Source organism: Burkholderia sp. Bp8994, assembly GCF_003853805.1.
Taxonomy (GTDB): domain Bacteria; phylum Pseudomonadota; class Gammaproteobacteria; order Burkholderiales; family Burkholderiaceae; genus Burkholderia.
On sequence record NZ_QTQH01000013.1, the window covers coordinates 179,785 to 206,522 of the forward strand.

The following is a 26,738-nucleotide window of genomic DNA, read 5'->3' on the forward strand; positions in this document are numbered from 1 at the left end:
CGCACGCGGCTCGCATGCCAAACAAAACGCCCGGGCCGACTCGTCGTCGGCACCGGGCGTTATTCGTTGCGTCGGCAACCTGTGCGCGAGCGCGTCAGGCGGCGAACGCGGCCATCCGCTTGCGTTCCTGGCGCAGCATCACGAAGTTCGCGATCACGACGCCCGCCGTCACCGCGACGATGAACAGCGTCGCGAGCGCATTCATCTCCGGGTTCAGGCCGAGGCGCACGCGCGAGAACACGACGAGCGGCAGCGTCGTCGAGCCGGGGCCCGACAGGAACGCCGACAGCACGAGGTCGTCGATCGACAGCGTGAACGACAGCAGCCAGCCCGCGATCAGCGCCTGCGAGATCAGCGGCAGCGTGATCGTGAAGAACACCTTCAGCGGCGTCGCGCCGAGATCGAGCGCCGCTTCCTCGAGCGACGGGTTCAGTTCGCGCACGCGCGACTGCACGATGATCGCGACGTACGAGATGCACAGCATCACGTGGCCCAGCCAGATCGTGAACACGCCGCGCTCGGCCGGCCAGCCGATCCACTTCGCGAGCTCGATGAACAGCAGCAGCAGCGAGATCCCCTGGATCACCTCGGGGATCACCAGCGGCGCGTTGATCATCCCGCTGAACAGCGCAAAGCCGCGAAAGCGCCCCATCCGCGCGAGCACGAAGCCGGCCCACGTGCCGATGAACACCGACGCGAACGCGGTCAGCACGCCGATCTTCAGCGACAGCCACGCGGCCGTCAGCAGCTCGTCGTCCTCCGCGAGCGCCGAGTACCAGCGGAACGAGAAGCCCGACCACACGGTGACGAGCTTCGACTCGTTGAACGAATAGACGATCAGGCTGATGATCGGGATGTACAGGAACGCGAAGCCGGCGAACAGCGCCGCGAACTGCAGGTAGCGATTCGGCTTCATCGACGGCGGCCCTCCTGCTCCTTCGCCTGGAAGTGCTGGAACATCGCCATCGGCACGAGCAGCAGCAGCACCATCGCGCAGGTCACGGCCGACGCCATCGGCCAGTCTGCGTTGTTGAAGAACTCGTTCCACATCACGCGGCCGATCATCAGCGTGTTCGCGCCGCCGAGCAGTTCCGGAATCACGTACTCACCGACCGCCGGAATGAACACCAGCAGGCAGCCCGCGATGATCCCGTTCTTCGACAGCGGCAGCGTGATCTGCACGAACGCCTTCCACGGCTTCGCGCCGAGATCGTACGCGGCTTCGAGCAGGCGGAGGTCCATCTTCACGAGATGCGCGTACAGCGGCATCACGAGGAACGGCAGGTACGAATACACCATCCCGATGTACACCGCGTAGTTCGTGCGGTACAGCTCGATCGGCGTATGGGTCAGGCCGATCCACATCAGGAAGTTGTTCAGGAGCCCGTTGTTCTTCAGGATCCCGATCCACGCGTACACGCGGATCAGGAACGACGTCCAGAACGGCAGCATCACACCCATCATCAGCAGGTTGCGGGTCGCCGGGTTCGAACGCGCGATGTAGTACGCCATCGGATAACCGATCAGCAGGCACAGCAGCGTCGTGATCGCCGCGACCACCACCGAATTCACGTAGGTCGCGAAATACAGGCTGTCGGTGAGCAGGAACGCGTAGTGCGACAGGTTCAGCGCGATGTGCACCACGCCGTCCGCGTACGACGCGAGTTCCGTATACGGCGGGATGCCGAGCTGCAGCTCCGCGAAGCTGATCTTCACGACCAGCACGAACGGCACCAGGAAGAACAGCACGAGCCACGTGTACGGCCCCGCGACGACCGCCGAGCCGCCGGTCAGGTTGAAGCGCCGCACGGGCCATGCGAGCAGGGACTTGAGCGTGCTCATGACGTCAGCACCACGCCGGCCGTCGCGCTCCAGCGCACGTAGATCTCGTCGCCGAGCGCCGGCGTGTCGAGCTCGGAGATCGCGAGGCTCGACACGTTCGCGATCACCGTCTTGCCCGCGTCGAGCTTCACGTGATACAGCGAGTAGCCGCCCATGTACGCGACGTTGGTGATCTTCCCGTGCGCCCAGTTGAACGCGCCTTCGGGCGGCTTGCGGGTGAGCGCGATCCGCTCGGGGCGCACCGACACCGTGACCGGCATCCCGAGCGGGCCCGTGATCCCGTGGCTCACGTACAGCCGGCTCGGCAGCTCCGGCGATTCGATGTACACGTAATCGGGTTCGTCCTCGACGGTGACGCCTTCGAACAGGTTGGTCGAGCCGATGAACTCGGCCGAGAAGCGGCTGTTCGGATATTCGTAGACTTCGTTCGGCGAGCCGATCTGCACGATCTGCCCTTCGCTCATCACGGCGAGCCGGTTCGCCATCGTCATCGCCTCTTCCTGGTCGTGCGTGACCATGATGCAGGTGACGCCGACCTTGTTCAGGATGTTGACGAGCTCGATCTGCGTGCGCTGGCGGATCTGCTTGTCGAGCGCCGACATCGGCTCGTCGAGCAGCAGCACCTTCGGGCGCTTGACGAGCGAACGCGCGAGCGCGACGCGCTGCTGCTGGCCGCCCGACAGCTGGTGCGGCTTGCGCTTCGCGTACTTGCTCATCTGCACGAGCTCGAGCGCCGCGGCGACGCGCTCCTTCAGCTCCACCTTCGGCGTGCCTTCCTGCTTCAGGCCGTAGGCGACGTTCGATTCGACCGACATGTGCGGGAACAGCGCATACGACTGGAACATCATGTTCACGGGCCGCTTGTACGGCGGCATCTGTGCGAGGTCCTCGCCGTCGATCAGGATCTTGCCCGACGTGACCGTCTCGAGGCCCGCCAGCATGCGCAGCAGCGTCGACTTGCCGGAACCCGAGCTGCCGAGCAGCGCGAACAGCTCACCCTGGCGCACCGTCAGGTTCACGTTGCGCACCACTTCGGTGTCGCCGAATTTCTTGACGACGTCGACGATCTGGACAAAATTCTCGGCGCGCGTATCGGCGCCGGACGGAGGAACGAAGGACGGTGCGCCCGCGACCGGCGCACCCGACTGGCTATTCATGATGTGCTGCTTCTCTCCTGCGTTTGACGAACAAAGCCCCCGGGGACACCAGGGGCTTCATGACTGCTGGCTGACTCCGGCTCGCTTCAGCGGCCCGATTTCAGCTCGGTCCACAGACGCGTCTGCAGACGCTGGATTTCAGGCGGCAGCGGCTTGAGCAGGAACAGCGTCTTCACGACGTCGGCCGGCGGATAGACGGCCGGATCGTTCGCGACGTCGGGCCGCACGTACTTGCGCGACTCGGCGTTCGCGCTCGGGTAGTACACGGCGTTCGTGATCGCCGCGTGCACCTTCGGATCCTCGATGTAGTTGATCCACTGCAGCGCGGCGTCCTTGTTCTTCGCGTCCTTCGGGATCGCCATCACGTCGAACCAGACCGGCGCGCCGCCCTTCGGAATGTAGTACTCGACCTTGTACGGCTTCTTCGCCTCGATCGCGCGATGCTTCGCGATCACGACGTCGCCCGACCAGCCGAACGCGAAGCAGATGTCGCCGCCGACCAGATCGTTGATGTAGCCCGACGAGTTGAACTGCGTGATGTACGGGCGGATCTTCTTCAGCACCTCCATCGCGGCCTTGTAGTCGGCCGGGTTCGTGCTCATCGGATCCTTGCCGATGTAGTGCAGCGCCGCCGCGAACATCTGGTCCGGCGCGTCGAGCACCGACACGCCGCAGGTCTTCAGCTTCGAGATGTTTTCCGGCTTGAACAGGATGTCCCAGTTGTCGAGCGGGACCTTGCCGAGCGCCTGCTGCGCCTTCGTCAGGTTGTATGCGAGACCGGTCGTGCCGTACGCCCAGGGCACCGAATACTTGTTGCCCGGGTCCGCGCCGGCGACGAGCGCCATCAGTTGCGGATCGAGGTACTTGAGGTTCGGCAGCTTCGACTTGTCGAGCGGCGTGAAGATGCCGGCGGCGATCTGCTTGCCCGCGTAGTTGCTGGTCGGCACGACGATGTCGTAGCCCGAGCTGCCCGTCAGCAGCTTCGCCTGCAGCGTGTCGTCGCTGTCGTAATTGTCGTAGCGGACCTTGATGCCCGCCTGCTTCTCGAAGTTCGGGATCGTGTCCTTCGCAATGTAGTCCGACCAGTTATAGACATTGAGCTGCGTATCCTTCGCCGCCGCCGCCGATGCACCCACGCACAGCGCGAGCGCTGCGAACCGGCCCACTACGTTTGCTTTCATCCCGTTCTCCCTCCGGCCGGACCGCTTGTCCGGCTGCCGTCTGCCTCGTCATGGCGGCGCGTTCCGGCACGCCGCCCCTCGAAAACCCCGAACGCTACCACCATTCGCGCTCCGTCACAAAAAAATCATGCCCGTGTCGCGCAAACGGAACAGATTCCCGCCGCCGGCCGCTCGGGCGGCCCGCGCAGCGGGGCGTTCCGGGGGAATTCTATCGGGTAATCGGCGTCTGTCCATCGGGAAAAGAAAGCGGTGGCGAAACCGCGTGCCGCATGCAGCACAAGCGGCCCGCGCGACGCGCGGTGCATGCGGCCGTTTCACCGGTGAAATCGCGACGCGCTGCGACACGCGCCGCGCGCCGTGCCCGGCCCTGTCCGGCACGGCGGGCCAGCCGTCGCCGACGGCGATCCGGCCATCGTCCAACCGTTCGGCCGACCGGCCGCACCGTCACGGCAACGCGACCGTACGGCACGCTAGCGGCGTCCGCCGGCTGCCCCGTCCCGATGCATTAAAATGACGCCCTGACGATCTCACTGCGCGAACCCTCCCGATGGCCTCCAATCTCCACGACCTGCCCGACAGCCCCTGCATCGGCGTGTGCTCGACCCTCTTCGACGAAGTCTGCAAGGGCTGCGGCCGCACGGCCGGCGAAGTGTCGAACTGGGTGTTCCTGAGCGACGACGAGAAGCGGGCCGTGTGGGAGCGCATTACGCGCGAAGGCACCGCGATGCGCTTCCAGTACGACAAGCTGTAAACCGGCCGCACAAAAAAAGAGCGGCATGCCGACTGCCATGCCGCCAACCCCAACTCTGTTCTTGTCCGCGAACCGTTAGAACTTCATCCCGACGCCCACGCCGACGATCAGCGGATCGATGTGCAGCGTGCCGATGCCCTTGTCGCCGAGCGTCGCATCGGTGCTCATCCAGATCTTCTTCACGTCGACGTTCATGAACACCTTCTTCGTCAACTGCACGTCGACGCCGAATTGCAGCGCCGGACCGAAGCTGCTCTTGTTGATCGACACGCCTTCCCCGCCGACGTTGAGCCCGTTGTTGTAGAAGTACGTGTAGTTCAGGCCCGCGCCGACGTACGGACGCACCTTGCCGGCATGGTTGAAGTGGTACTGCAGCAGCAGCGTCGGCGGCAGCACGCCCACGCCGCCGAGATTGCCGAGGCTCGACGTCATCTGGTGCCGCGACGTGCCGAGGATCAGCTCCACGCCCAGGTAGTCGCGGATCATGTAGGTGAAGTCGAGTTCCGGCACGATCGCGTTGTTCACGCCGGTGTTGATCGCGCCGAGCGTGTCGCTCGCGCGCTCGTTCGGCTGGATGCTGATCGCGCGCAGGCGGACCAGTACGTCACCCTGGTTGATCCCGTCGCCCGGCGACGCCGCGTGCGACAGCGTGGGCATCGTGACCAGACTCGCCGCGACGGCGGCAGCGGTGACACATGTTCGAATCGTTTTATGCATGGTAAAGACCCCTGAAGAATGCATTCCATTTTCCTCGTAGGGTCTTTTCGTCGTTTTGATATCCGTCAAGCCAGCGTAAACCTCGGACGGTTTGTCGCAGTCGCCGCGGCACGGCCCGTCAGCAGCAGGTCGAGCAGATCGCGCACGCTGCGGATCGCGTTGCCGAACGGCAGCGCTTCGCGGCCGCGGAAGAACAGGCCGTTCGCGACGTCGCCTCGCAACGCGGCCGCGAGCCGCGTGTCGATGCAGAAATGACCGAACTTTTCGATGCCGTCGCGCAGCCCGCAGACGCTCAGGCACTCGAGCGCGGTCGGGCAGCGCTGCCTGAACGCGCCGAGCTTGTCGCGAATGCGCGTTTCGTTGCGCAGGTAACGATCGAGCCACGGTGTCTTCACCGCGCGCGCCGGCAGCCCCGTCACGCTGACGAATTCGACGATGTCGTCGGGCAGCGCGTCGGCCAGTACGCGCTTGAAGTTCGGATGCGCGTCACCTTCCTCCGTCACCGCGAACGGCGTTCCGACCTGCACGCCGTTCGCGCCGGCCGCGAGCGCCGCACGCACCGAGTCGTGACTGTTGATCCCGCCCGCGACGATCAGCGGGATCGTGTCGCGCGCCAGGCCGAGCGACGCCATCACCTGCGCGGCCTCGTCGAGCACGCGCGCGAAATCGAAGCGCGCATCGTGCATGTCGTCGATCTGCGTGACCCCGAGGTGGCCGCCCGCATGCGCGGGATGCTCGATCACGATCGCATCCGGCAGCCGCCCCTTCTTCATCCACTTCTTCAGCACCAGCGCGATCCCGCGGCTGTCCGACAGGATCGGGATCAGCGCGATGTCGCGCCCCTGCGTGAGATCGGGCAGATCGAGCGGCAGGCCCGCGCCCATCACGATCGCGTCCGCGCCTTCGTCGCACGCGACGCGCACGTAGTCCGCATGCGTGCGCACCGCCTTCATCACGTTGACCGCGATCATCCCGCGGCCTTCGCCGTAGGTCTTCGCGAGGCGAATCTCGCGCGCGAGCGCGTCGAGGTTCGCGGCCTCGAGCGTCGCGCGGTCGGGATTCGCGCGACAGCGCGCGAGCAGGTCCGCGTGGTGGTGACGCAGGTCGATGCTCGCGATCGTGCCGAGCGCGCCTTCGCGCGCGACGCTGCCCGCGAGGCGGTGCGCGGAGATGCCGACGCCCATGCCGCCCTGCACCACGGGCAGCAACGCGCGGCCGCGAATCGTGAGCGGCGGGAAGGAAGTGCGTGCGGTCATCTGAACCTCGTCGAAACATCGGAAATCGGAAACGCGATGATCGACGATCCACCGACGCGCATCTTGACGGCCGTCAATAAAAAAACGGCACGCGAGCGTGCCGTTTCGGTTCAAGCGCGGTGCGACGCTCAGGCCGGATTCGCCGGCTTGAGCTGCATCGACTTGTATTCGAGATACTCTTCGAGCCCGTACACACCGTTCTCGCGGCCGTGCCCCGACTGCTTGTAGCCGCCGAACGGCGCGGCGCTGTTCCACGTGCCGCCGTTGATGTCGACCTGCCCCGTGCGGATGCGGCGCGCGACGCGCATCGCGCGTTCGTCGCTGCCCGCCCACACCGCGCCGCCGAGCCCATAAGGCGAATCGTTCGCGATGCGCACGGCTTCGTCTTCGTCGCGATACGTGATGATCGACAGCACCGGCCCGAAGATTTCTTCCTGCGCGATCGTCGATTTCGGATCGACGCGGCCGAACACCGTCGGCTTCACGAAGAAGCCCTTCGCGAGCCCTTCCGGCAGGCCCGTGCCGCCCGTCACGAGTTCCGCGCCGTCGTCGATCCCGCGCTGGATGTAGGCCTGCACGCGCTGCTGCTGCGCGGCCGATGCGAGTGCGCCGAGGCGCGTCGTTTCCTGGCGCGGGTCGCCCGCGACATACGCTTCGGCCGCCGCCTTCGCGAGCGCGCGCGCCTCGTCGTAGCGCGCTTCCGGCACCAGCATCCGCGTGTGCGCCGAACAGGTCTGGCCCGCGTTCAGGTAGCACGCGTTGACCGTGCCCTTCACCGCCGTCGCGAAATCGGCATCGTCGAGAATCACCGACGCCGACTTGCCGCCCAGTTCGAGCGCGACGCGCTTCACGCCCGCGGCCGCGAGTTCGGCAACGCGCTTGCCGGCGCGCGTCGAACCCGTGAACGACACCATGTCGACGTCCGGATCGGTCGCCAGCACCTCGCCGACGACCGGGCCGTAACCGCATACGAGGTTGAACACGCCCGGCGGCAGGCCCGCTTCGTGAATCGCCTCCGCGAGCATGAACGCGTTGAGCGGCGCGACTTCGGATGGCTTCAGGACGACCGTGCAGCCGGCCGCGAGCGCCGGCGCGACCTTCAGCGTGACCTGGTTGAGCGGGTAGTTCCACGGCGTGATCGCCGCGACGACGCCGACCGGCTCGCGCACCACCAGCGAGTTGCCGACCGTCGCCTCGAATTCGAACGATTCGGCGAGTTTCGCGTACGCCTTCCAGTTGTAGATCGGGCCGCCGACCTGGATCGCACGCGACAGCTTGATCGGCATCCCGACTTCGCCGGTGATCGACTGCGCGAGTTCCTCGCTGCGCGCCTGCAGACGCTCGACGATCTTGCGCAGGTAGCCCGCGCGCGTCGCGGCCGGGGTCGCGGCCCACGCGTCGAACGCCGCGCGCGCCGCGCGGATCGCGTCCTGCGCGTCCGAGGCCGTGCCCTCCGGAATCCGGCCGATCACGGCCTCGGTGCCCGAGTCGATCACGTCGATCGTGCCCGTTCCGGCCGGCTTGCGCCATGCACCGTCGATGTAGAACTGGTTGTAGATTTTCATCGCTTCCTGTCTCCCGGAAAACGGCCATTCTAACGAGTGTGGCGCCGCCCGGCGATGACGCCGGACCAGACCGCGAGCGCCGCCGAACGGTCCGCACGGGCGCCGGCGAGCGGGTGCCGGATACCGGACGCCCGCGGCTGCGGCATCCGCGCCACGCCGGCACGCCACGAGGCCGCACGACGTGGCCCGCATCGTGCTATGTTTTTAGTATCGGCGCCGGCCGCTGCAGGCCGCGCCACCCGGAATCGATGCCTTCGTGAGCGCTGCCATGACCGACGCATCCCATATCCTCGGCTCGCAAGATCGCCTGGAGCTGCTGTGCTGGCTCACCTGCGGCAATCTCGGCGCGTTTTACCTGAACGAAACCTGGCCGGACGCATCGTTCCAGGTGCAGGCCGCACACCGCTGGCTCGACCGCCATCACCGGCAGGCCGACTGGCTCGCGATCGCGAAGCTGGCCGCACTGGCGCAGGACATCGCCAAGCGGCACGCCGACTTCGTCGACGCGTCGTGGGCGCGTGACGCGGTCGAGGAAATCGTCGATACCGACGATCTCGATTACCGGGCGAAACTCGTGCAATGGGTGTACGAAGACTGCTGCAAGGCGCTCGCCGACAAGCGGCTCGCGGATTGATGCGACGGCACAGGGCGGCGGGCACCGGGCGGCGGGCGAGGTGATGCGCCGGTTGCGGTCGCAGCGCCTGCCGGCCGGAAACGGCGCCGCCGCGTCGAATCGTCATCGAGGGTGCCGCACCCGACCTGACATTTTCCCTTCAATGGCCGTCGTGCCGATCCGGTAACGGCGAACATCTGCCCGGATACGAAAAACCCGCCAGGCTTGCACCTGGCGGGCTTCCGGTACATCAGGTCGGGCATGGCCGCCCGGGCAATTACTCCTGCCCCTGACTCGTCAGGAACTCCTCGTAATTCCCGCCGAAGTCGAACAGCGTGCCGTCCGTGCGCACTTCGATGATCCGGTTCGCCAGCCCGCTCACGAATTCGCGGTCGTGCGACACGAAGATCAGCGTGCCTTCGAACTGCTCGAGCGCGATCTGCAGCGACTCGATCGACTCCATGTCCATGTGGTTGGTCGGCTCGTCCATCAGCAGCACGTTGTGGCGGCCGAGCATCAGCTTGCCCCAGATCATGCGGCCCTTCTCGCCGCCCGACAGCACCTTCACCGACTTCTTGATGTCGTCCGACGAGAACAGCAGGCGGCCCAGCGTGCCGCGCACCATCGTTTCGTCGTCGCCGTCCTTGCGGTACTGGTCGATCCAGTCCATCAGCGTGATGTCGTTCGGGAACTCCTCGTACGTATCCTGCGGCATGTAGCCGACGTTCGCGTTCTCCGACCACTTCACCGTGCCGTGATCGAGCTGCAGCGCGCCGAGCAGCGAACGCAGCAGCGTCGTCTTGCCCGCGCCGTTCTCGCCGATGATCGCGATGCGCTCGCCCGGCTGCACCGACAGGTTGAAGTTCTGGAAGATCGTGCGCTCGTACTTCTTCGTGATGTCTTCGGCGACCACCGCGACGTTGTGCAGCTTCTTCTCGAACTCGAAGCGGATGAACGGGTTCTGACGCGACGACGGCTTGAATTCCTCGATCTTGATCTTGTCGATCTGCTTCGCGCGGCTCGTTGCCTGGCGGGCCTTCGACTTGTTCGCCGAGAAGCGGCGCACGAAGTCCTGCAGCTCGGCCACGCGTTCCTTCGCGCGCGCGTTCGCCGCGGCCTGGCGCTCGCGCGCCTGTGCCGATGCGAGCATGTAGTCGTCGTAGTTGCCCGGCCAGACCTTCAGCGTGCCGTAGTCCATGTCGGCCATGTGCGTGCACACCGAGTTCAGGAAGTGACGATCGTGCGAGATGATGATCATCGTCGAGTTGTACTCGTTGAGCGTGTGCTCGAGCCAACGGATCGAGTTGATGTCCAGGTTGTTGGTCGGTTCGTCGAGCAGCAGCACGTCCGGCTTCGAGAACAGCGCCTGCGCGAGCAGCACGCGCAGCTTCCAGCCCGGCGCGACGTCGGCCATCGTGCCGTTGTGGAACTTCTCCTCGATGCCGATGCCGAGCAGCAGCGCGCCCGCGCGCGCCTCGGCATCGTAGCCGCCGTATTCGGCGAACTTGCCTTCGAGCTCGGCCGCGTGCATGTAGTCGTCGTCGGTGGCTTCCGGGTTCGCGTAGATCGCGTCGCGCTCGGTCATCGCGGCCCACATTTCGGTGTGGCCCATCATCACGACGTCGAGCACGCGCACGTCTTCATACGCGAACTGGTCCTGGCGCAGCTTGCCCAGGCGCACGTTCGGCTCCAGCGCGACGTTGCCGGCGCTCGGCTCGAGGTCGCCGCCCAGGATCTTCATGAAGGTCGACTTGCCGCAGCCGTTCGCGCCGATCAGACCATAGCGGTTGCCCTCGCCGAATTTGACCGAGATATTCTCGAACAAGGGCTTCGGCCCGAATTGCATCGTGATGTTGGCAGTAGAAAGCACGGCAGGTCCCGTAAGAGAGAAATCGACGGAAAACCGTGTATTTTAGCAGGTGTCGGAGAAACTGCCGACCGCACTGTTCCGGCCCCGCCAGCCGGGCCGCCGCGCGCGGCGCCGGCGCCTCCCTTCGGGGCCCCTACTTGCCTTCCTTCACCGCGCGCTTCTGCGCCGCCTTCTCCTTCATTTGCCCGAACAGCTCCGCGCACGGCACGTCGCGGTTGTTGCTCGGCGCGATCAGCGGAACCAGCGCCGCGAACGGGTTGATCAGGCCGAGCCCGACCATCGCGCCGGCGCGCAGCGCGAGCGCGCCCGCGTCGACGCCGACCTTCGGGTTCTTGAACGTGCCCTTCGCATACAGCGGCGAGCGCAGCGAGAAGACCCGGAAACCCTTCGTGTGCGGGTGGATCTTCAGGTCGATCGATTCGTCGCGCAGGTTGACCGGGCCGTCGACGTTGATCAGCGCATCGTCCGTATCGAGCGCGAACACCTTGGGGTCGAGCATCCCGTCGGTCGCGACAAAGTCGATCGCCGCGCAGTTGATGTTCACGTCGCGAGTGCCGAACAGCTTCTCGTAGACGACGTTCGCGACGTTCAGCCCCGCCGCCTCCATCAGCAGCAGGCTGATGCGGCCATCCGTGATGAGCGCCTTCACTTCGCCGGTCGAGGTACCCGCGAGCGCGGCCGGCGAGTTGCCGGTCGCCGACAGCGACGCATCGCCGTTGATCTCGCCGAGCGCGGTCTGCATCACCTTCTGCGTCGGGAACAGCTGCTTGAGCCTCAGGTGACGCGCGGACAGCGTGAAGCGGCCCTTGAGCGGCGTGCGGCTGCCGTCCAGATGCGCGGTGGTCGCGAGCGTGCCGCCCGCGACGCCGAACTTCAGCGGCTCGAGTGTCAGCACGCCGTCCTGCAGCAGAACGTGCGTGTACAGGTCGGTAATCGGCAGCTGCGGGCTCTTGATCAGCTTGCGGCCGGTGAACTTCACGTCCGCGTCGATCGCGCTCCAGCGCTCGGTGCGGAACCTCGAAACCGGCAGCACGCGGTCCGGCGGCTGGCGCGTCGTGTCGCCGCGCTTGGCCTTGCTCGCGGCCGTGTCGGCGCCGATCACCGGCGCGAGGTCGGAGAACTGCAGCAGTTTCGACTCGAGCTCGCCCGACAGCTTCGGCCGCGGCTCGCGCTGCGCCCAGGTGAGCGTACCGCGCAGATCGCTGCCGCCCACGCGGCCGTTGAAGTCCTCGTAGCGGAACGTGCTGGCGTTCTGCTTGATGTTGCCGATCAGCCGCCCTTCGGTCGCATACGGCGGCGTGTCGGGCAGCGTGATGCCGGTAATCTGGTAGAGGTGCGACATCGACGTGCCCTGCAGCCATAACCGCAGGTCGAGCGCCGCGAGATGCATCGGGTCGGTCAGCGTACCGACGATCGCGAGCCGCGTGTCGCCGGCCTTCACGTCGGCCTGCAGCGGGAACGGCTGCGTCGACTTCTCGATCGCCAGCACGCCGCCCACCTTGCCGGTGCCGCTGATCGGCACGTTCTTGTAGCGGCCGTCGACCTTGAGCCCGAACGCATAGGTCGGGCCGGACGGCTTCGCGGGCGCGGCGGCCGCCGACGCACCGGATGCACCTGACGCACCACTCGCGCCGGATGCCGGCGGGGCCGTCGATGCAGAGGAAACCGAAGTAGCCGGAGCGGCGCCGGACACTCCCGACGCCGCAACGGCAGACGCCCCGCTCGCCGCCTGCGGCGCCGACGCACCCGATGCGGCTTCCGCATTCGCCTTCGCGCTCAATTGCGCGGCGCCGTGCTTGCCGACGCGCTGGGCCGATGCCGCACGCGACGTCTGTTCCTGTTCCTTCAGCACGTCGCCGAGCGGAATCGGCTGGCCGAGCGTATCGATCGCGACCGTGAGATCGGCCTTCGTGATCGCATCGCGATACGTGACGATGCCCTTCGCGAACCCGAAGCTGTCGAGCCGCACCTTCCACGGCGACGGTTGCGCGGATTGCTTGAACTGGAAGGTCCACGTATTGCGGCCGTCGGCGAGCCGCTCGAGGTCGACCGCGGGATTGACGACATCGATCGACGGAATGACGATTTCGTGCGCGAGGAGCGGCAGGATGGCGAGATCGAAATGCGCGGCATCGACCGTGGCGAACCTGGGCCCCTTCGCCCAGTCCGGATTGCCGATCTCGAGTTGCGTGGCCGAGAAGCTCGGCCAGGGTACCCATGCACGCCAGCCGGTCTCGCCGTCCGGGCGACGCCAGCCGACCTTGAGATCGCCGTTGATCGCAAACGAACGGCCAAGCGCGGTACTCACATGTTCGTTGACCCACGGTTTCGCGCGGTTCCAGTCGAACGTGACGATAAAAATGCCGGCGGCCGCGATGATCAGTGCGACGATGCAGACGATCCATGCAGCCGATTTGCCGATGGCTCGGGCTAGCGTCATGGCGATTCCGTTGTTGTTATGCAGAATGTGCACGCCATGTCGGGCCACGTGCGTGAATGAACGAAGCACGACACTGGCGGCTTTTCAATCTGTATTATGACGCACGCTCCGACGACGCCTCGGCGCCATTAACGCTTTTTTTCATTTTCGACATGACAGCCCCGACCGGTCTCATCGATGCGCAGCACATCACGCGCCGCGACGCCAGCAGCGGCAAGACTTTGCTGGCGCCGACCGACTTCAGCCTCGCCGCGGGATCGCGAATTGCTATCACCGGACCATCGGGTTCCGGCAAGAGCGTGCTGCTGCGCGCGCTCGCGCTGCTCGATCCGCTCGACGGCGGTCAGATCCTGTGGCGCGGCAAGCGGATCAGGCGCAATGCGATTCCGCGCTACCGGCGCAGCGTCGCCTACGTGCGCCAGCGACCCGCGCAGATGGACGGCACCGTCGAGGCGCAATTGCGCTATCCGTACTCGCTCGCGATCTATCGCGACGCGACGTTCGACCGTGCGCGCGCCGAAGCGCTCGTGGCCCGCGCCGGTCGCGGCGCCGATTTTCTCGACAAGCGCGCGAGCGAACTGTCGGGCGGCGAAGCGCAGATCGCCGCGCTGCTGCGCGTGCTGCAACTCGACCCCGACGTGCTGCTGCTCGACGAGCCGACGTCCGCGCTCGACCCCGACTCCACGCGCGCGATCGAAGCGCTCGTCGGCGCCTGGTTCGACGCGGCCCCCGATGCGCGCGCCTGCATGTGGATCTCGCACGATCCGGCGCAGGCCGCACGGATCGGCACGACGCGGCTCGTGATGCAGGCCGGCGTGCTGCACGCCGCCGCGAGCACGACGGAGGCGGCACGATGAGCCCGGCACTGCAGGATCTGAGTCTCGTCGACGTCGGCATCGCCGCCGCGCTCGTCGCGGTCAACGGCGCGATCTCCGCGGCGCTGTCGCTCGGCCTCGGGCGCAAGCTCGCGCTCGCCGCCGTGCGCACCGTCGTGCAGCTGCTCGCGATCGGCTACGTGCTCGGCTGGGTGTTCGGCCATCCGCACTGGACCGTCGTGCTGCCGCTGACCGCGTTGATGACGCTGATCGCGGGCTTTGCGGGCGCCGGCCGCGGCAAGCGCACGTATCGCGGACAGCGCGTCGACAGCATCGCGTCCATCTGGTTCAGCAGTTGGTTCGTCGCGGCGATCGGGCTGTTCGTCGTGATCCGCATTCATCCGTGGTACACGCCGCAATATGCGATCCCGATCCTCGGAATGATCCTCGGCAATACGCTCACGGGCGTGTCGCTCGGCGTCGAACGGATGATGGAGGAACTGACGGCACGGCGCGACCGCGTCGAGACCGCGCTCGCACTCGGCGCGACGCGCTGGGAAGCCGCGCAGGACGCCGCGCGCCAGGCCGTGCGTGCGGGCATGCTGCCGACGCTCAACCAGATGGCCGTCGTCGGTGTCGTGAGCCTGCCGGGGATGATGACCGGCCAGGTGCTGGCCGGCCAGTCGCCGCTGCAGGCCGTGCGCTACCAGATCGTGATCATGTTCCTGATCGCCGCGGCGTCCGCGCTCGGCACGGTCGGCGCGGTGCTGATGACGTATCGCCGGCTGTTCTCCGCCGATCACCGCTTTCTCGCATCGCGGCTCGAGGAACGCGCGCATTGACGCGCGGCGCCGCGACCCGCGCGGCGTGCGGTCAGCGGGCGCTGCGGCGTTTGCCGAGGGCCTGGCGCAACGCGGCCTTGACGTCGGCATCGGGTGCCAGCCCGTCGACCGACGCGACGAGCCGCACCGCGCGTGGTGTCGTCACATAGGCCTGCGCGCCGACATAACCGCCGCTGCCGGCCGAGCGCGTCGTGACGACGAGCGCCTGCGGCGCACGCGCACCGAGGTCGGCCGTGAAGGCGTCGGCGACGGTGCCGTCACGCGCATGCAGCACACCGGTTACGTAGTCGTCCGTATCGAAGCCGGGCGCGGCATGCGCGGTCGAATACACGCGCACCGCATAGCTGCCGGTCGAACACGGCTCGAGTGCGCCGCTCGACACGACGGCGACCTGCTGTCGCGACGGCAGCTCGACTTTCTTCGCGAAGCTGCAATCGTCGGCTGCCTGCGCATGAGTGGCGACGAACGCAGCGGCCGACAGCAGCGCGCGCATGCAATGTTTCATCGGGATGTCGTACGGGGAAGAGGGAGAAGCCCGGGAGGATAGCGCGACATCCGCATCACGTCACGCGCGCCGGGGGGCGAATGGCCGCGCTGTCGGTGCGCACCGGACACGACGCACATCAAACCTCAAACAACGGAAATACGCGAAGCCGCGCGCCACGAAACCGTCACGCGCGGCACTGCCCGGATCACCGGATACGCATCGCGGTTGGTTGCGCACGCACCGGACGTCTTGCCGGCCCGCGCGCACCGCTCAGCGCTTGATCGACACCGTCACTTTCGTGCCGTCGCTCATCGAGACGGACTTCGAGCCGCCATTGGTCGAAATCGACACCCACTTGACCTGGCTCACCGACACGACATCCGGGCACTGCAGCGACTTGCCGCCCGCGCTCACGTTGCGCGTGCCTTTCGGCGCAGCGGCCTGGAAGCTCATCTGCACGTTCGCGATCCCCTTCGCGTCGACCGACGGCGCGAGCCGCACCTGGGTCTGGCGCACCATCGCGCCGTTCGCGTCGCGCGGCAGGTTGTCGGCGTTCGGGCAACCGTCCGGCATCGCGACCGCGCCGCCCGGCGGCACCGACTTCCAGTTGAAGTCGTCCGTTTCGCCCGAGCGGATCTTGCGGGTCTCCTGCGTATTGCCGAAGGTCTTCGAATCGACCTTGACGGTGTATTCGAGCTGCCCTGTCCCGCCGCCCTTCAGGCTGCCCTTGACCGGCGGCGCCGCGAATACGCTCGCGCTGACGCACGCCGCCGCGAACACGGCAGACCACGATGCGGCGACTGACAAGCTGCGTTGGCTCATGCTGACCTCCTTGTAATGCGGCGGCACGCGCGTGCCGCGCGGTTTTCGATGCATGATGCGTTGCCAGTCTACCGCCAAGCGGCATGCAATGCGCCGCAAACGCATCGGGTGTTACCCCGCTTGCGTTCGCGACGCCGCATCCCGTACGCGCGACGCCGGCGCTCGGGAACACGCCGGGCAGACCCAGGTTTTCCGCCCCGAAGGAAGTCCCCTTGGGGGATGCCCATCGGCGCCTGGCGCGAAGCGACGGGTCTGCGGCACTCAGAAGCCGCTCAGCACCAGCTTGCCGATCGCGCGCCCGGCTTCGAGCAGCTGATGCGCGCGCCGCACGTTGGCGGCGTTGATCGTGCCGAGCTGTTCGCCGAGCGTCGTGCGCAGCGTGCCGCCGTCGACGAGCCGCGCCACCTCGCTCAGGATCTTGTGCTGCTCGATCATGTCCGGCGTCTCGAACATCGCACGCGTGAACATGAATTCCCAGTGAAACGCGGCGCTCTTCGCCTTCAGTTGCTCGACCGGAATCGGCTTCTCGTTCTCGACGATCGTGCAAATGCCGCCCTGCGGGCGGATTACTTCCGCCGCGGCAGGGAAATGACGGTCCGTGTCGTTGAAGATCAGCACGTAGTCGACGCTCGGGTGGCCGATTTCACGCAGTTGCGCGGGCAGGTCGCCGAAATGATCGACCACGTCGTCCGCGCCGAGCGAGCGCACCCATTCGGCCGACGCCGGCCGCGACGCGGTCGCGATCACGCGCAGCCCGGCGAGCGTCTTGGCGAGCTGGATCGCGATCGAACCCACCCCGCCCGCGCCGCCGATGATCAGCACCGACTTGCCCGCGTCGGCGCCCTGAGGCGACACGCGCAGCCGGTCGAACAGCGCCTCCCAGGCGGTCAGCGCGGTGAGCGGTAACGCCGCCGACGCCGCGAAATCGAGCGAGCGCGGCTTGAGCGCGGCGATCCGCTCGTCGACCGCGTGGAATTCGCTGTTCGCGCCGGGCCGCGTGATGCTGCCCGCGTAGAACACCTCGTCGCCCGGCCGGAACAGCGTGACCTCGGCACCGACCGCGACGACCGTGCCGGCCGCATCCCAGCCGAGCACGCGCGGCGTCTCCTCGACCTGCGGTTTCGGCGCGCGCACCTTGGTGTCGACCGGGTTCACGGAGATCGCCTCGACCTTCACGAGCAGGTCGCGCGGGCCCGGCACCGGTTGCGGCAGTTCCACGTCGACGAGCGCCTGCGGGTCGTCGATCGGCAGGTAACGGGTCAGTCCAACGGCTTTCATCACGAAACTCCTTCAGGGAAATCGGGCGGGCCGCGGCGCGGCCCCATGCATGCCATCGTAGGCGCCCCGATCATTCGAGAAAACCGCTATATTTCCTGAAACATTTTCAGGAATTTCAGAATAATGACGTCCGATCCGATTGCAGCCCCCGACAAGCCGCTCGACCTGCTCGACGTCGGCCTGTTCGTGCGCGCCGCGCTGCTCGCGAACGTGAGCGCGGCCGGGCGCGAGTTCGGCGTATCGGCCGCGGTCGCGAGCGCGCGCATCGCGCAGCTGGAGCGCCAGCTCGGCGCGCGGTTGCTGCATCGCACCACGCGCCGCATCAGCCTGACGCAGGACGGCGAAGTCTTCATGGCCCGCGCCGAGGCGCTGCTGTCGGCCGCCGATGCCGCGCGCGCCTCGGTCGGCCACGGCCGCAGCGAGCCGTACGGGCGGCTGAAAGTGTCGATGTCGTCGTCGTTCGGCCGCCAGCACGTCGCGCCCGTGATTCCCGCGTTCCTGCGCCGCTACCCGTCCGTGTCGCTCGACTTGCGGCTGTCCGACGAGATCGTCGACCTTGTCGACGACGGCTACGACGTCGCGATCCGCCTCGGCGCGCTGAAGGATTCGACGCTGGTCGCGCGCAGGCTCGCCACGAACCGGCGCGTGCTGTGCTGCTCGCCCGCGTATCTCGCCGAACACGGCACGCCGCGCCATCCGGCCGACCTCGCGCAGCACGAATGCGTGATCCTCGGCGACCAGCGCGACTGGTCGTTCGTCACGCCGCAAGGCCCGCTCACCGTGCGGGTCGGCGGCCGGCTCGTCGCGAGCAACGGCGAGGCGATCCGCGAAGCGCTCGTCGACGGCTTCGGCATCGCGATCAAGTCGACCTGGGACGTCGGCCCGCTGCTCGCGAGCGGCGCGCTCGTCACCGTGCTCGACGACTACCCGTTCGCGAACGACGTCGCGATCTGGGCCGTCTATCCGAGCCGCGCACACGTGCCGCTGAAGACGCTCGCGTTCATCGCGTTCCTGGCCGAACACTTCGGCGATCCGCCTTACTGGGATCGCGACCGGCAATCGCCCGAATAGCCCGAATAGCCCGAATAGCCCGAGTAGCCCGAGTAGCCCGAGTAGCCCGCACCGTCCGCCAAATCGCCGTGCGTGCGGCACCCGGCACGGCGCCAGCGCCGGTTCCCGGCGGCGATCCGGTCGCGATCGGATACCAACCGGCTACAATGGCGCGTTCGCGACGCAACGGCCCGACGCCGAACGGGGCCCGCGTTCGCAGGCGGCCGCATGCCGGCCGCGCACGCGTTTCATTCGCTTCCAAACATTCCGTCATGACCCACAACCTCGTCATCCAGAGTCTCGCGCCGTTGTCGGACGCGCATCACAAACCGCTGCTCGCGCTGTCGCGCGGCACCCGCATCGTGCAGACCGACGATCACGCGCTGCGCATCGAAAACGCCAACCCCGCGCAGCGTCTCGACATCGACGCGTACTGCGGCACGCATGCGCTCGACTTCGGCTTCGTCGAAGCCGGCCGCACGCTCGGCGAGTTCGGGCTCGTCGTGATGGACATGGACTCGACGCTGATCACGATCGAATGCATCGACGAGATCGCCGATTTCTGCGGGCTGAAGACGCAGGTCGCCGAGATTACCGAGGCGGCGATGCGCGGCGAGATCCGCGATTTCAACGAAAGCCTCACGCGCCGCGTCGCGCTGCTCGCGGGGCTCGACGCGCAGGCGCTCGAGCGCGTGTACGAGGAACGGCTGCAGCTGTCGCCCGGCGCGGAGACGATGCTCGCCGGCGTGAAGGCCGCGGGCCTGAAGACGCTGCTCGTGTCGGGCGGCTTCACGTTCTTCACCGAGCGCCTGAAGGCGCGCCTCGGCCTCGACTTCGCGCACGCGAACACGCTCGAGATCGTCGACGGCAAGCTGACCGGCAAGGTGCTCGGCGAGATCGTCAACGCCGACGTCAAGGCGCGCCTGCTGCGCGACACCTGCGCATCGCTCGGCATCGAGCCGAGCCGTGCGATCGCGATGGGCGACGGCTCGAACGACCTGAAGATGATGGCCGAAGCCGGGCTGTCGGTCGCGTTCCACGCGAAGCCCGTCGTGCGCGATGCGGCCACCGTCGCATTCGACCACGTCGGCCTCGACGGGCTGCTGCGGTTGTTCTGATTTCCGATCCGCGCAAGCCGCCCATGAAAAACGCCCGCGCGATGTTGCATCGCGCGGGCGTTTTGCTGTTCCGCTCGGGGTTCGGTGCTCAGCCGAGCGTGGACTGCATCGCGCGCTCGATATCCGCGCGCAGGTCGGCTTCGTCTTCGAGACCGACGTAGAAGCGTACCAGCGTGCCGCGATGCGGCCAGTCCGGGCGCATCGACGCCACGTCGTAAGGCATCGCGAGGCTGCACGCGCCGCCCCAGCTCCAGCCGATCGCGAACAGCTCGAGCGCCTCGACGAAACGATCGATCTTCTCGGCACTGTAGCGCTCGTCGAACACCACCGAGAACAGCCCGCCCGCGCCGGTGAAGTCGCGCATGAACGAAGCGTGCCCCGGACAGTCCGGCAGTTGCGGATGCAGCACGGCCGCGATCTCCGGGCGCGCCTTCAGCCACTGCGCGAGCGCGAGCGCGCTCTTGCTGTGCGCATCGAAGCGCACCTGCATGCTCGGCAGGCTGCGCAGCACGAGCGAGCAGTCGTCGACCGACACGCCGATCCCGCAGCGCATCCGGGCGAGCTTCAGTTGCGCCTGCAGCGCCGCGCTCGCGGTGATCGTCGCGCCCATCAGCACGTCGCTGCCGCCCGATTGATACTTGGTCAGCGCCTGCACCGAGATGTCGACGCCATGCTCGAACGGCTTGAACGCGAGCCCGGCCGAATACGTGTTGTCGATCGCGGTGACGATGCCGCGCGCCTGCGCGACCGCCGTGATCGCACGCACGTCGGGCACTTCCATCGTCACCGAGCCCGGCGCCTCGATCCAGATCAGCCGCGTGTTCGGCTGGATCAGGTCGGCAATGCCGGCGCCGACGAGCGGATCGTAGAAGCGCGCGGTGATGCCGAAATCCTTCGCGAGCCAGTTGCCGAGATCGGCATTCGGCCCGTAGACGTTGTGCGGGATCAACACGTCGTCGCCCGCCTTCACGATCCCGAAATAGACGTTCATGATCGCCGCGAGACCCGACGGCTGCAGCAGCGCATGCGAGCCGCCTTCGATCTCGGCGAGCCGCTGCGCGAGCGCGAGCGACGTCGGGGTCGCATGCAGCCCGTAGCGCCACTGGTTGTCGTCGTGCCACACCAGCGCGCGCATCGTCGCGAGATCGGGGAACACGACCGTCGATGCACGCTCGACCGGCGGCACGAACGAACGGAAGCCATCCGGGATGTTGTCGTCGGGTTGAACGATGCGGGTCTGGAGTGCGCGCTTCGGAGTGGATGCAGTCATGGCAGGAGGCCCGGAGAAAGGCCGTTCGGTTGCGGAATAGGTCGCTAGGTTAGCCAAAATCGGCGCGGTTGGCCCGGTACAATGCGCGCCGCATGCGCCGAGCCAGCGCGCGCTCAGTCGTCGGCGCGCAGATTGACAACGTTGCCGACCGTCTCGATTTCCTGCACGCGGCCGTCGCGTACCTGCAGCGCCGCGCGCTTGCCCGGCGCCAGGCGCAGCACGACGGGTTGCGGATCCGATTCGTCCGAGTTCATCCGGTCGGCCTTCAGCTCGCCCGTCGCGTCGAAGCGGCCGATCCACACGCCCGTGATGTTCGTGCCGTCGTTCGATTCCTCGATCTCGAGCGTGTCGCCGTCCCGATCGCCGGCGAGCAGCACCACCTCGCCCGTGTCCGTGAACTGGTATTCGCCGTGCACGCCCGCCTCGTCCGTCTTCGGGCCGAGATGCACGACGATCGGCCGATCGCCGAGCGTGCCTTCGTAACGCGGCAGGCGGGCGAATTCCCGATTCGGCCGCAGCGGCCGGGCGGGCGCCGCTTCATCCTGCTGCGCGCCCGGCGCGGCAGCCTGTGCCGCGACCACGCCCGGCATCGTGAGGCCCGCCGCCAGCGCGCCGGCAATCACCAGCGCCCGTTGCCATTGCGAATATCGACCCACCTTGTGTTGCTCCTTGCTTCAGATTCGCTCGAAAATCGCGGCGACATGCTGCGCGTCGCCGCTGCACATCGATCGCCACGCGCACGTGGCGACCACCGATGCGCAGGCGCCGAGCGCGGTACGCACACCGCTCGCCAGCCGTTCACGTCGCCCGTCATCCGGGCGTTCGAGTGAACACGTCGCGTAGCCGGCGTGCGAGAGCCGCGTCAGCCCTGCATCAGGCGTTCCACCGCGTCGCGGCGCGGAATCGGTGCGACCGCACCGTAGCCGGTCGTCGACAGTGCCGCCGCCGCGTTCGCATAACGCGCGGCCGCGAACGGATCGTCGCCTGCGACGATCCGCGCAACGAACGCACCGCCGAAGCAGTCGCCCGCGCCCGTCGCGTCGACGGCCTCGACCGCGAAGCCCGGCACCACGCGCCGTTCGTTCGGCGTCGCGACATACGCGCCTTCCTTGCCGAGTTTCAGCGCGACGACCCGCGGCCCGTGCTCGAGCATCGCATCGACGATCGCGTCGCGATCGTTCGCACCGGTGAGCGCCGTGACGTCGTCCCAGCTCGGCAGGCAGATGTCCGTCTGGCGCAGCGCTTCGCGCATCACCGCGCGGGCGCGCGGCAGCGGCCACAGCTTCAGGCGCAGGTTCGTGTCGAAGCTGACCTGCGCGCCGTTGCTGCGCGCGTGGTCGATCGCCGCGAACGCGGCGTCGCACGCGGCCGTGCCGATCGCGAGGCTGATGCCCGACAGGTGCACGGCCCGCGCCGCGGCCAGCGCATCGAGCGGCAGATCGGCCACTGCGTAGCGGCTCGCCGCGGAACCCGCGCGCAGATAGTCGAACTGGTGGCCGTCAGCGCCGTGCGTGACGAAATACACGCCGGTCGGCGCCGCGCGGTCGATCCGCACGTACGTCGTATCGACGTGCTCCGCCACCCACATCTCGGTCAGCAGCCGGCCGAACGGATCGTCGCCGATCGCCGACACGAAGCCCGTCGACGCGCCCTGGCGCGCCGCGGCGATGCAGAAGTTCGACGTGTCGCCGCCGAAGCCTTGCAGGAACTCCGGCCGACCCGGCTGCGACTGGTTGAATTCGATCATCGCCTCGCCGAGCGCGAGGATCTGCGGCAGTGCGGCGGTCATCGCTTAAACCTCGCCCCACAGGTCGTGGCCGTCCGCGCCCGTGATCTTCACCGACACGAAATCGCCGACCTTGTAGCGCTTCGACGCCTTGGTCGCCGGCTCGACGTAGACGACGCCGTCGATCTCCGGCGCATCCGCCGCCGTGCGGCCGATGCCACCTTCCTCGCCGACTTCGTCGATCAGCACCTTGAGGGTCTTGCCGACCTTGCGCTGGATGCGCCGCGCCGACACTTCCTCGGCGACTTCCATGAAGCGCGCGCGGCGTTCTTCGCGCACCTCGTCCGGCAGCGCGCCGTCGAGTTCGTTCGCGGTCGCGCCTTCGACCGGCGAATACGCAAAGCAGCCGACGCGATCGAGTTCCGCCTCGCGGATGAAGTCGAGCAGCGTTTCGAACTGTTCTTCCGTCTCGCCGGGGAAGCCGGCGATGAACGTGCTGCGGATCGTCAGGTCCGGGCAGATCTCGCGCCACTTCTGCACGCGCTCGAGCACCTTCTCGGCGTTCGCCGGGCGCTTCATGCGCTTCAGCACGTCCGGATGCGCGTGCTGGAACGGCACGTCGAGATACGGCAGCACGTGGCCCTTGAACGGGCCTTCGGCCATCAGCGGAATGACTTCGTCGACGCTCGGATACGGGTACACGTAGTGCAGGCGCACCCATGCGCCGTACTGCGCGGCGAGTTCGCCGAGCGCGGCGACCAGGTCGGTCATGCGCGTCTTGATCGGCTTGCCGTTCCAGAAGCCGGTGCGGTACTTCACGTCGACGCCGTATGCGCTCGTGTCCTGCGAGATCACGAGCAGTTCCTTCACGCCGGACTTGAAGAGGTTCTCGGCTTCGAGCATCACTTCGGCGACCGGGCGCGACACGAGGTCGCCGCGCATCGACGGGATGATGCAGAACGTGCAACGGTGGTTGCAGCCTTCGGAAATCTTCAGGTATGCGTAGTGACGCGGCGTGAGCTTGATGCCGGCCGCCGGCACCAGGTCGGTGAACGGGTCGTGCGGCTTCGGCAGGTGCGAATGCACGGCCTGCATCACTTCGCCCACCGCGTGCGGGCCGGTGACGGCGAGCACCTTCGGGTGGACTTCCTCGATCAGGTTCGAGCCGCTCGCGCTCGACTTCGCGCCGAGGCAGCCGGTGACGATCACCTTGCCGTTCTCGGTCAGCGCTTCGCCGATTGCGTCGAGGCTTTCCTGCACGGCTTCGTCGATGAAGCCGCAGGTGTTGACGACGACGAGGTCGGCGCCGTCGTAGGTGCCGGAGATTTCATAACCTTCGGCACGCAGCTGCGTGATGATTTGTTCGGAGTCGACGAGGGCTTTCGGGCACCCGAGCGACACGAAGCCTACTTTGGGGGACTGGGACATCTGGAATGTGGGGGCGTGGCGGCAAAAGCGTGAGTTTACAGCTATTTATGGGTCAGCGAGGCAAAACCGGCGGACGGAGTGCCGTGGATGGCACCCCAATATGCGGCGCGCGCGGGCGCATCGAGCCGCCACGGACGATTGATCCAACCCTTTCATGCCTCCGGTGATGATCCAACGGCCCCGATCATCCCCGCGCCACCGCCCAGTAATCGCCCCAGCGCCGCCCCGCCGCTATGCGAAAATCGCGGCATCCACTTCCTACCCAACGGGGTTCGCATGACCACCCACATCACGATCGAATTCACCGAGCACGCCGCCGAAACCATCGGCGAGCAGACCAGCACCAGCTTTTCCTATGACCAGGGCGCCCACGTACCGCAGCCTGGCGACTTCGTCGAGCTCGAGAATTCGCCGCAGACGTTTCTCGTGATCGGCCGCGTGTTTTCGCTGAAGGCCAACTACTGTGCGGTGAAGCTCGTACTCGATCTGCCTCCGGCCGACGATCATCAGGACTTCGATCCGGCGCTTTGAGCGATACGGGCGAACTGCTCCCGCTTTGCAGCAAGGTGCCGTTGCACGGACCCGACGCAACGGCACCGGCCCTGACCGGCACGAACGCGCGCCGAACAGGCGCAACACCAGCCGCGCTTGTCTTGAGTATCTGGAATTCGATCGACCGGAAGACGGTCATGCCCGCCCCGCGCAGGGGCACAGGCATCTGGTGCCGACGATCAGGAACGACCGACGGCGACATCAAGCGGCGGCGGGCCGCCAACCACCGTCGCGCCCGAGCACACGATCAGTTTGATTTCACCGCCACACGTCGCGGCGCCGACCGTCCGGCGGCGCATGCCGCCGCGGCCAGCCTGCCGCGACATCGTTACTTCTTCTCCGGCTCCGGCGTGCCCGGTTGCTTGAACGGGAACGTGCTGAACATCGACTTCGCCTGATTCTGCATCTGCTCCTGCATCTGCACGAACATGTTCTTCGACTGCTCGATGTAGCTCGTCATCATCCCTTGCATCATCGGCGCCTGCATGTTCATGAACTGCGACCAGACTTCCGGATTCATCGCGTTGCCTTCGTACAGGTTCTTCGATTGATCCGCGAGCTTGTTCTGGATGTCGATGAACGCCTGGATGTTCTTTTCCAGGTACGTGCCCATCATGCCCTGCATCGCATGACCGTAGAAACGGATGATCTGCGACAACATCGACGACGAGAACATCGGCACGCCGCCGCTCTCTTCCTCGAGGATGATCTGCAGCAGGATGCTGCGCGTCAGGTCTTCGTTCGATTTCGCGTCGACGACCTTGAAGTCCTCCTGTTCCAGCACGAGTTGCTTGACGTCGGTCAGCGTGATGTACGTGCTCGTCTCGGTATCGTAGAGCCGGCGGTTCGGGTACTTCTTGATGAGCCGCTCGGCCGTTTTCTTTGTAGTAGTCATGTAACGCCTTTGGGTGCAGCGTAGCGCAAGTGACAAATCCCCGCCTCCCGGTTCCGGGAGGCGGGGGCCTTCGGAAACGCCAGGCTGCACGGCCGGTCCGGCCTGCGCAGCCCGGACGTTCAGCCCATGTGCAGGCCGCCGTTCAGCGAGAAGTCGGCGCCGGTCGCGAAGCCGGAATCGTTCGATGCGAGCCACGCGACGATCGAGCCGATTTCCTCCGGCGCACCGAGACGCCGCACCGGAATCGTCGCGACGATCTTCTCGAGCACGTCCGGACGGATCGCCTTCACCATGTCGGTGCCGATGTAGCCGGGCGACACGGTGTTGACCGTCACGCCCTTCGTCGCGACTTCCTGCGCGAGCGACATCGTGAAACCGTGGATGCCGGCCTTCGCGGTCGAGTAGTTCGTCTGGCCGAATTGCCCCTTCTGGCCGTTCACCGACGAGATGTTGATGATCCGGCCCCAGCCGCGCTCGACCATCCCGTCGATCACCTGCTTCGTCACGTTGAACAGGCTCGTCAGGTTGGTGTCGATCACGGCCGTCCAGTCTTCATGCGTCATCTTGCGGAACACGACGTCGCGCGTGATGCCCGCGTTGTTGACCAGCACGTCGATCTCGCCGACTTCAGCCTTGACCTTGTCGAACGCTGCCTTGGTCGAGTCCCAGTCGCCGACGTTGCCTTCCGACGCGATGAAATCGTAGCCGAGCGCCTTCTGGTCCTCGAGCCACTTCACCCGACGCGGCGAGTTCGGGCCGCAACCCGCGACCACCTTGAAGCCGTCTTTCGACAGACGCTGGCAGATGCTGGTGCCGATGCCGCCCATCCCGCCCGTTACGTACGCAATTCGCTGAGACATAAATCTCACTCCATTTTTTGGTTTCGAGAGCCGCCGGAGGCCCCTCTGACTTCACGTGGCACCGGCCGAAGCCGCAATCGGCCGGCGCCCGGATTGGTTTGGCAGTGACGGACGACCGGTTACGGACGCTCGACCGCGAGCGCGACGCCCATCCCGCCGCCGATGCACAGCGACGCCAGCCCGCGCTTCGCATCGCGCTTGGC

26 protein-coding genes are annotated in these 26,738 nt (G+C 66.8%); 8 read left to right on the forward strand and 18 right to left on the reverse strand.

Annotated features, from left to right (window positions below):
- Positions 1-94 precede the first annotated feature (94 nt).
- From DIE04_RS16555 to DIE04_RS16570, 4 genes are all read right to left on the reverse strand, one after another.
- Positions 95-916: an ABC transporter permease subunit gene (locus DIE04_RS16555; RefSeq protein ID WP_124485424.1), complete on the reverse strand. Its 822-nt coding sequence runs from the start codon at positions 914-916 to the stop codon at positions 95-97.
- The gene (locus DIE04_RS16560; RefSeq protein ID WP_044848264.1) at positions 913-1,842 is read right to left on the reverse strand and encodes an ABC transporter permease subunit; all 930 of its coding nucleotides are present in this window, start codon (positions 1,840-1,842) and stop codon (positions 913-915) included. Before DIE04_RS16560 ends, DIE04_RS16555 begins: the two co-directional genes overlap by 4 nt.
- A complete protein-coding gene (locus tag DIE04_RS16565) occupies positions 1,839-2,999 on the reverse strand; it encodes an ABC transporter ATP-binding protein (RefSeq protein WP_124521697.1) in 1,161 nt (386 codons plus the stop codon). The genes DIE04_RS16560 and DIE04_RS16565 overlap by 4 nt, the downstream gene beginning before the upstream one ends.
- 86 nt (positions 3,000-3,085) lie before the next feature.
- The gene (locus tag DIE04_RS16570) at positions 3,086-4,180 is read right to left on the reverse strand and encodes a polyamine ABC transporter substrate-binding protein (RefSeq protein WP_124485422.1); all 1,095 of its coding nucleotides are present in this window, start codon (positions 4,178-4,180) and stop codon (positions 3,086-3,088) included.
- 547 nt (positions 4,181-4,727) lie between these two features.
- Here DIE04_RS16570 and DIE04_RS16575 point away from each other — a divergent pair.
- On the forward strand, positions 4,728-4,931 hold the full coding sequence (locus DIE04_RS16575) for a DUF1289 domain-containing protein (RefSeq protein ID WP_027784516.1): 204 nt from the start codon (positions 4,728-4,730) through the stop codon (positions 4,929-4,931).
- A 75-nt stretch (positions 4,932-5,006) separates the two neighbouring features.
- Here DIE04_RS16575 and DIE04_RS16580 read toward each other — a convergent pair whose 3' ends face one another.
- The 3 genes from DIE04_RS16580 to DIE04_RS16590 all read right to left on the reverse strand — a co-directional run bounded on the left by DIE04_RS16580 (position 5,007) and on the right by DIE04_RS16590 (position 8,469).
- On the reverse strand, positions 5,007-5,648 hold the full coding sequence (locus DIE04_RS16580; RefSeq protein ID WP_044848916.1) for an OmpW family protein: 642 nt from the start codon (positions 5,646-5,648) through the stop codon (positions 5,007-5,009).
- A 65-nt stretch (positions 5,649-5,713) separates the two neighbouring features.
- Positions 5,714-6,904, reverse strand: a complete 1,191-nt coding sequence (locus DIE04_RS16585) for a nitronate monooxygenase family protein (protein WP_124521694.1) — start codon at positions 6,902-6,904, stop codon at positions 5,714-5,716.
- A gap of 128 nt (positions 6,905-7,032) precedes the next feature.
- Complete coding sequence (locus DIE04_RS16590) at positions 7,033-8,469, reverse strand: aldehyde dehydrogenase family protein (protein ID WP_124485420.1); 1,437 nt, start codon at positions 8,467-8,469, stop codon at positions 7,033-7,035.
- A 268-nt stretch (positions 8,470-8,737) separates the two neighbouring features.
- Here DIE04_RS16590 and DIE04_RS16595 point away from each other — a divergent pair, with 268 nt between their 5' ends.
- The gene (locus DIE04_RS16595) at positions 8,738-9,103 is read left to right on the forward strand and encodes a hypothetical protein (RefSeq protein WP_044848913.1); all 366 of its coding nucleotides are present in this window, start codon (positions 8,738-8,740) and stop codon (positions 9,101-9,103) included.
- A gap of 256 nt (positions 9,104-9,359) precedes the next feature.
- Here DIE04_RS16595 and DIE04_RS16600 read toward each other — a convergent pair whose 3' ends face one another.
- Both DIE04_RS16600 and DIE04_RS16605 read right to left on the reverse strand, forming a co-directional pair.
- Positions 9,360-10,952, reverse strand: a complete 1,593-nt coding sequence (locus tag DIE04_RS16600) for an ABC-F family ATPase (RefSeq protein ID WP_044848912.1) — start codon at positions 10,950-10,952, stop codon at positions 9,360-9,362.
- A 133-nt stretch (positions 10,953-11,085) separates the two neighbouring features.
- Positions 11,086-13,392: an AsmA family protein gene (locus DIE04_RS16605; RefSeq protein WP_124485419.1), complete on the reverse strand. Its 2,307-nt coding sequence runs from the start codon at positions 13,390-13,392 to the stop codon at positions 11,086-11,088.
- 152 nt (positions 13,393-13,544) lie between these two features.
- Here DIE04_RS16605 and DIE04_RS16610 point away from each other — a divergent pair, with 152 nt between their 5' ends.
- Positions 13,545-14,249: an ATP-binding cassette domain-containing protein gene (locus tag DIE04_RS16610; RefSeq protein WP_124573122.1), complete on the forward strand. Its 705-nt coding sequence runs from the start codon at positions 13,545-13,547 to the stop codon at positions 14,247-14,249.
- Positions 14,246-15,049 carry an ABC transporter permease gene (locus tag DIE04_RS16615; RefSeq protein WP_124485417.1) on the forward strand — a complete coding sequence of 268 codons (804 nt, stop codon included), beginning with the start codon at positions 14,246-14,248 and terminating at the stop codon, positions 15,047-15,049. Before DIE04_RS16610 ends, DIE04_RS16615 begins: the two co-directional genes overlap by 4 nt.
- 31 nt (positions 15,050-15,080) lie before the next feature.
- Here the strand turns inward: DIE04_RS16615 and DIE04_RS16620 are convergent, their stop codons facing one another.
- The 3 genes from DIE04_RS16620 to DIE04_RS16630 form a co-directional block, all read right to left on the reverse strand.
- Complete coding sequence (locus tag DIE04_RS16620) at positions 15,081-15,554, reverse strand: PliI family lysozyme inhibitor of I-type lysozyme (RefSeq protein WP_124485416.1); 474 nt, start codon at positions 15,552-15,554, stop codon at positions 15,081-15,083.
- Positions 15,555-15,806: 252 nt separating this feature from the next.
- On the reverse strand, positions 15,807-16,358 hold the full coding sequence (locus DIE04_RS16625; RefSeq protein WP_124485415.1) for a DUF6013 family protein: 552 nt from the start codon (positions 16,356-16,358) through the stop codon (positions 15,807-15,809).
- A gap of 261 nt (positions 16,359-16,619) precedes the next feature.
- Positions 16,620-17,636, reverse strand: coding sequence for a zinc-binding alcohol dehydrogenase family protein (locus DIE04_RS16630; protein WP_124485414.1), 1,017 nt, complete (start codon positions 17,634-17,636; stop codon positions 16,620-16,622).
- A 123-nt stretch (positions 17,637-17,759) separates the two neighbouring features.
- Here DIE04_RS16630 and DIE04_RS16635 point away from each other — a divergent pair, with 123 nt between their 5' ends.
- The gene (locus DIE04_RS16635) at positions 17,760-18,707 is read left to right on the forward strand and encodes a LysR family transcriptional regulator (RefSeq protein WP_124521690.1); all 948 of its coding nucleotides are present in this window, start codon (positions 17,760-17,762) and stop codon (positions 18,705-18,707) included.
- A 251-nt stretch (positions 18,708-18,958) separates the two neighbouring features.
- Complete coding sequence (gene serB, locus DIE04_RS16640) at positions 18,959-19,804, forward strand: phosphoserine phosphatase SerB (protein WP_124485412.1); 846 nt, start codon at positions 18,959-18,961, stop codon at positions 19,802-19,804.
- Positions 19,805-19,892: 88 nt separating this feature from the next.
- Here the strand turns inward: serB and DIE04_RS16645 are convergent, their stop codons facing one another.
- From DIE04_RS16645 to rimO, 4 genes are all read right to left on the reverse strand, one after another.
- A complete protein-coding gene (locus tag DIE04_RS16645) occupies positions 19,893-21,074 on the reverse strand; it encodes a cystathionine beta-lyase (RefSeq protein WP_124521688.1) in 1,182 nt (393 codons plus the stop codon).
- Between the two features lie 113 nt (positions 21,075-21,187).
- Positions 21,188-21,730 carry a hypothetical protein gene (locus DIE04_RS16650; RefSeq protein WP_124521686.1) on the reverse strand — a complete coding sequence of 181 codons (543 nt, stop codon included), beginning with the start codon at positions 21,728-21,730 and terminating at the stop codon, positions 21,188-21,190.
- 206 nt (positions 21,731-21,936) lie between these two features.
- Positions 21,937-22,863 carry a sugar kinase gene (locus tag DIE04_RS16655; protein WP_124521684.1) on the reverse strand — a complete coding sequence of 309 codons (927 nt, stop codon included), beginning with the start codon at positions 22,861-22,863 and terminating at the stop codon, positions 21,937-21,939.
- Between the two features lie 3 nt (positions 22,864-22,866).
- Entirely contained in the window at positions 22,867-24,228 is a 1,362-nt protein-coding gene (gene rimO / locus DIE04_RS16660; RefSeq protein WP_044848901.1) for a 30S ribosomal protein S12 methylthiotransferase RimO, read from the reverse strand.
- 276 nt (positions 24,229-24,504) lie between these two features.
- Here rimO and DIE04_RS16665 point away from each other — a divergent pair, with 276 nt between their 5' ends.
- Together DIE04_RS16665 and DIE04_RS16670 are read left to right on the forward strand one after the other, a co-directional pair.
- Positions 24,505-24,759, forward strand: a complete 255-nt coding sequence (locus DIE04_RS16665; protein ID WP_124485713.1) for a hypothetical protein — start codon at positions 24,505-24,507, stop codon at positions 24,757-24,759.
- The gene (locus DIE04_RS16670) at positions 24,756-25,178 is read left to right on the forward strand and encodes a hypothetical protein (protein ID WP_124520769.1); all 423 of its coding nucleotides are present in this window, start codon (positions 24,756-24,758) and stop codon (positions 25,176-25,178) included. Before DIE04_RS16665 ends, DIE04_RS16670 begins: the two co-directional genes overlap by 4 nt.
- Here the strand turns inward: DIE04_RS16670 and phaR are convergent.
- Positions 25,109-25,675 carry a polyhydroxyalkanoate synthesis repressor PhaR gene (gene phaR / locus DIE04_RS16675; RefSeq protein ID WP_006478701.1) on the reverse strand — a complete coding sequence of 189 codons (567 nt, stop codon included), beginning with the start codon at positions 25,673-25,675 and terminating at the stop codon, positions 25,109-25,111. The two genes, DIE04_RS16670 and phaR, sit on opposite strands and share 70 nt — an antisense overlap.
- A 119-nt stretch (positions 25,676-25,794) precedes the next feature.
- Complete coding sequence (locus DIE04_RS16680; RefSeq protein ID WP_059537451.1) at positions 25,795-26,535, reverse strand: 3-ketoacyl-ACP reductase; 741 nt, start codon at positions 26,533-26,535, stop codon at positions 25,795-25,797.
- Positions 26,536-26,738 lie beyond the last annotated feature (203 nt).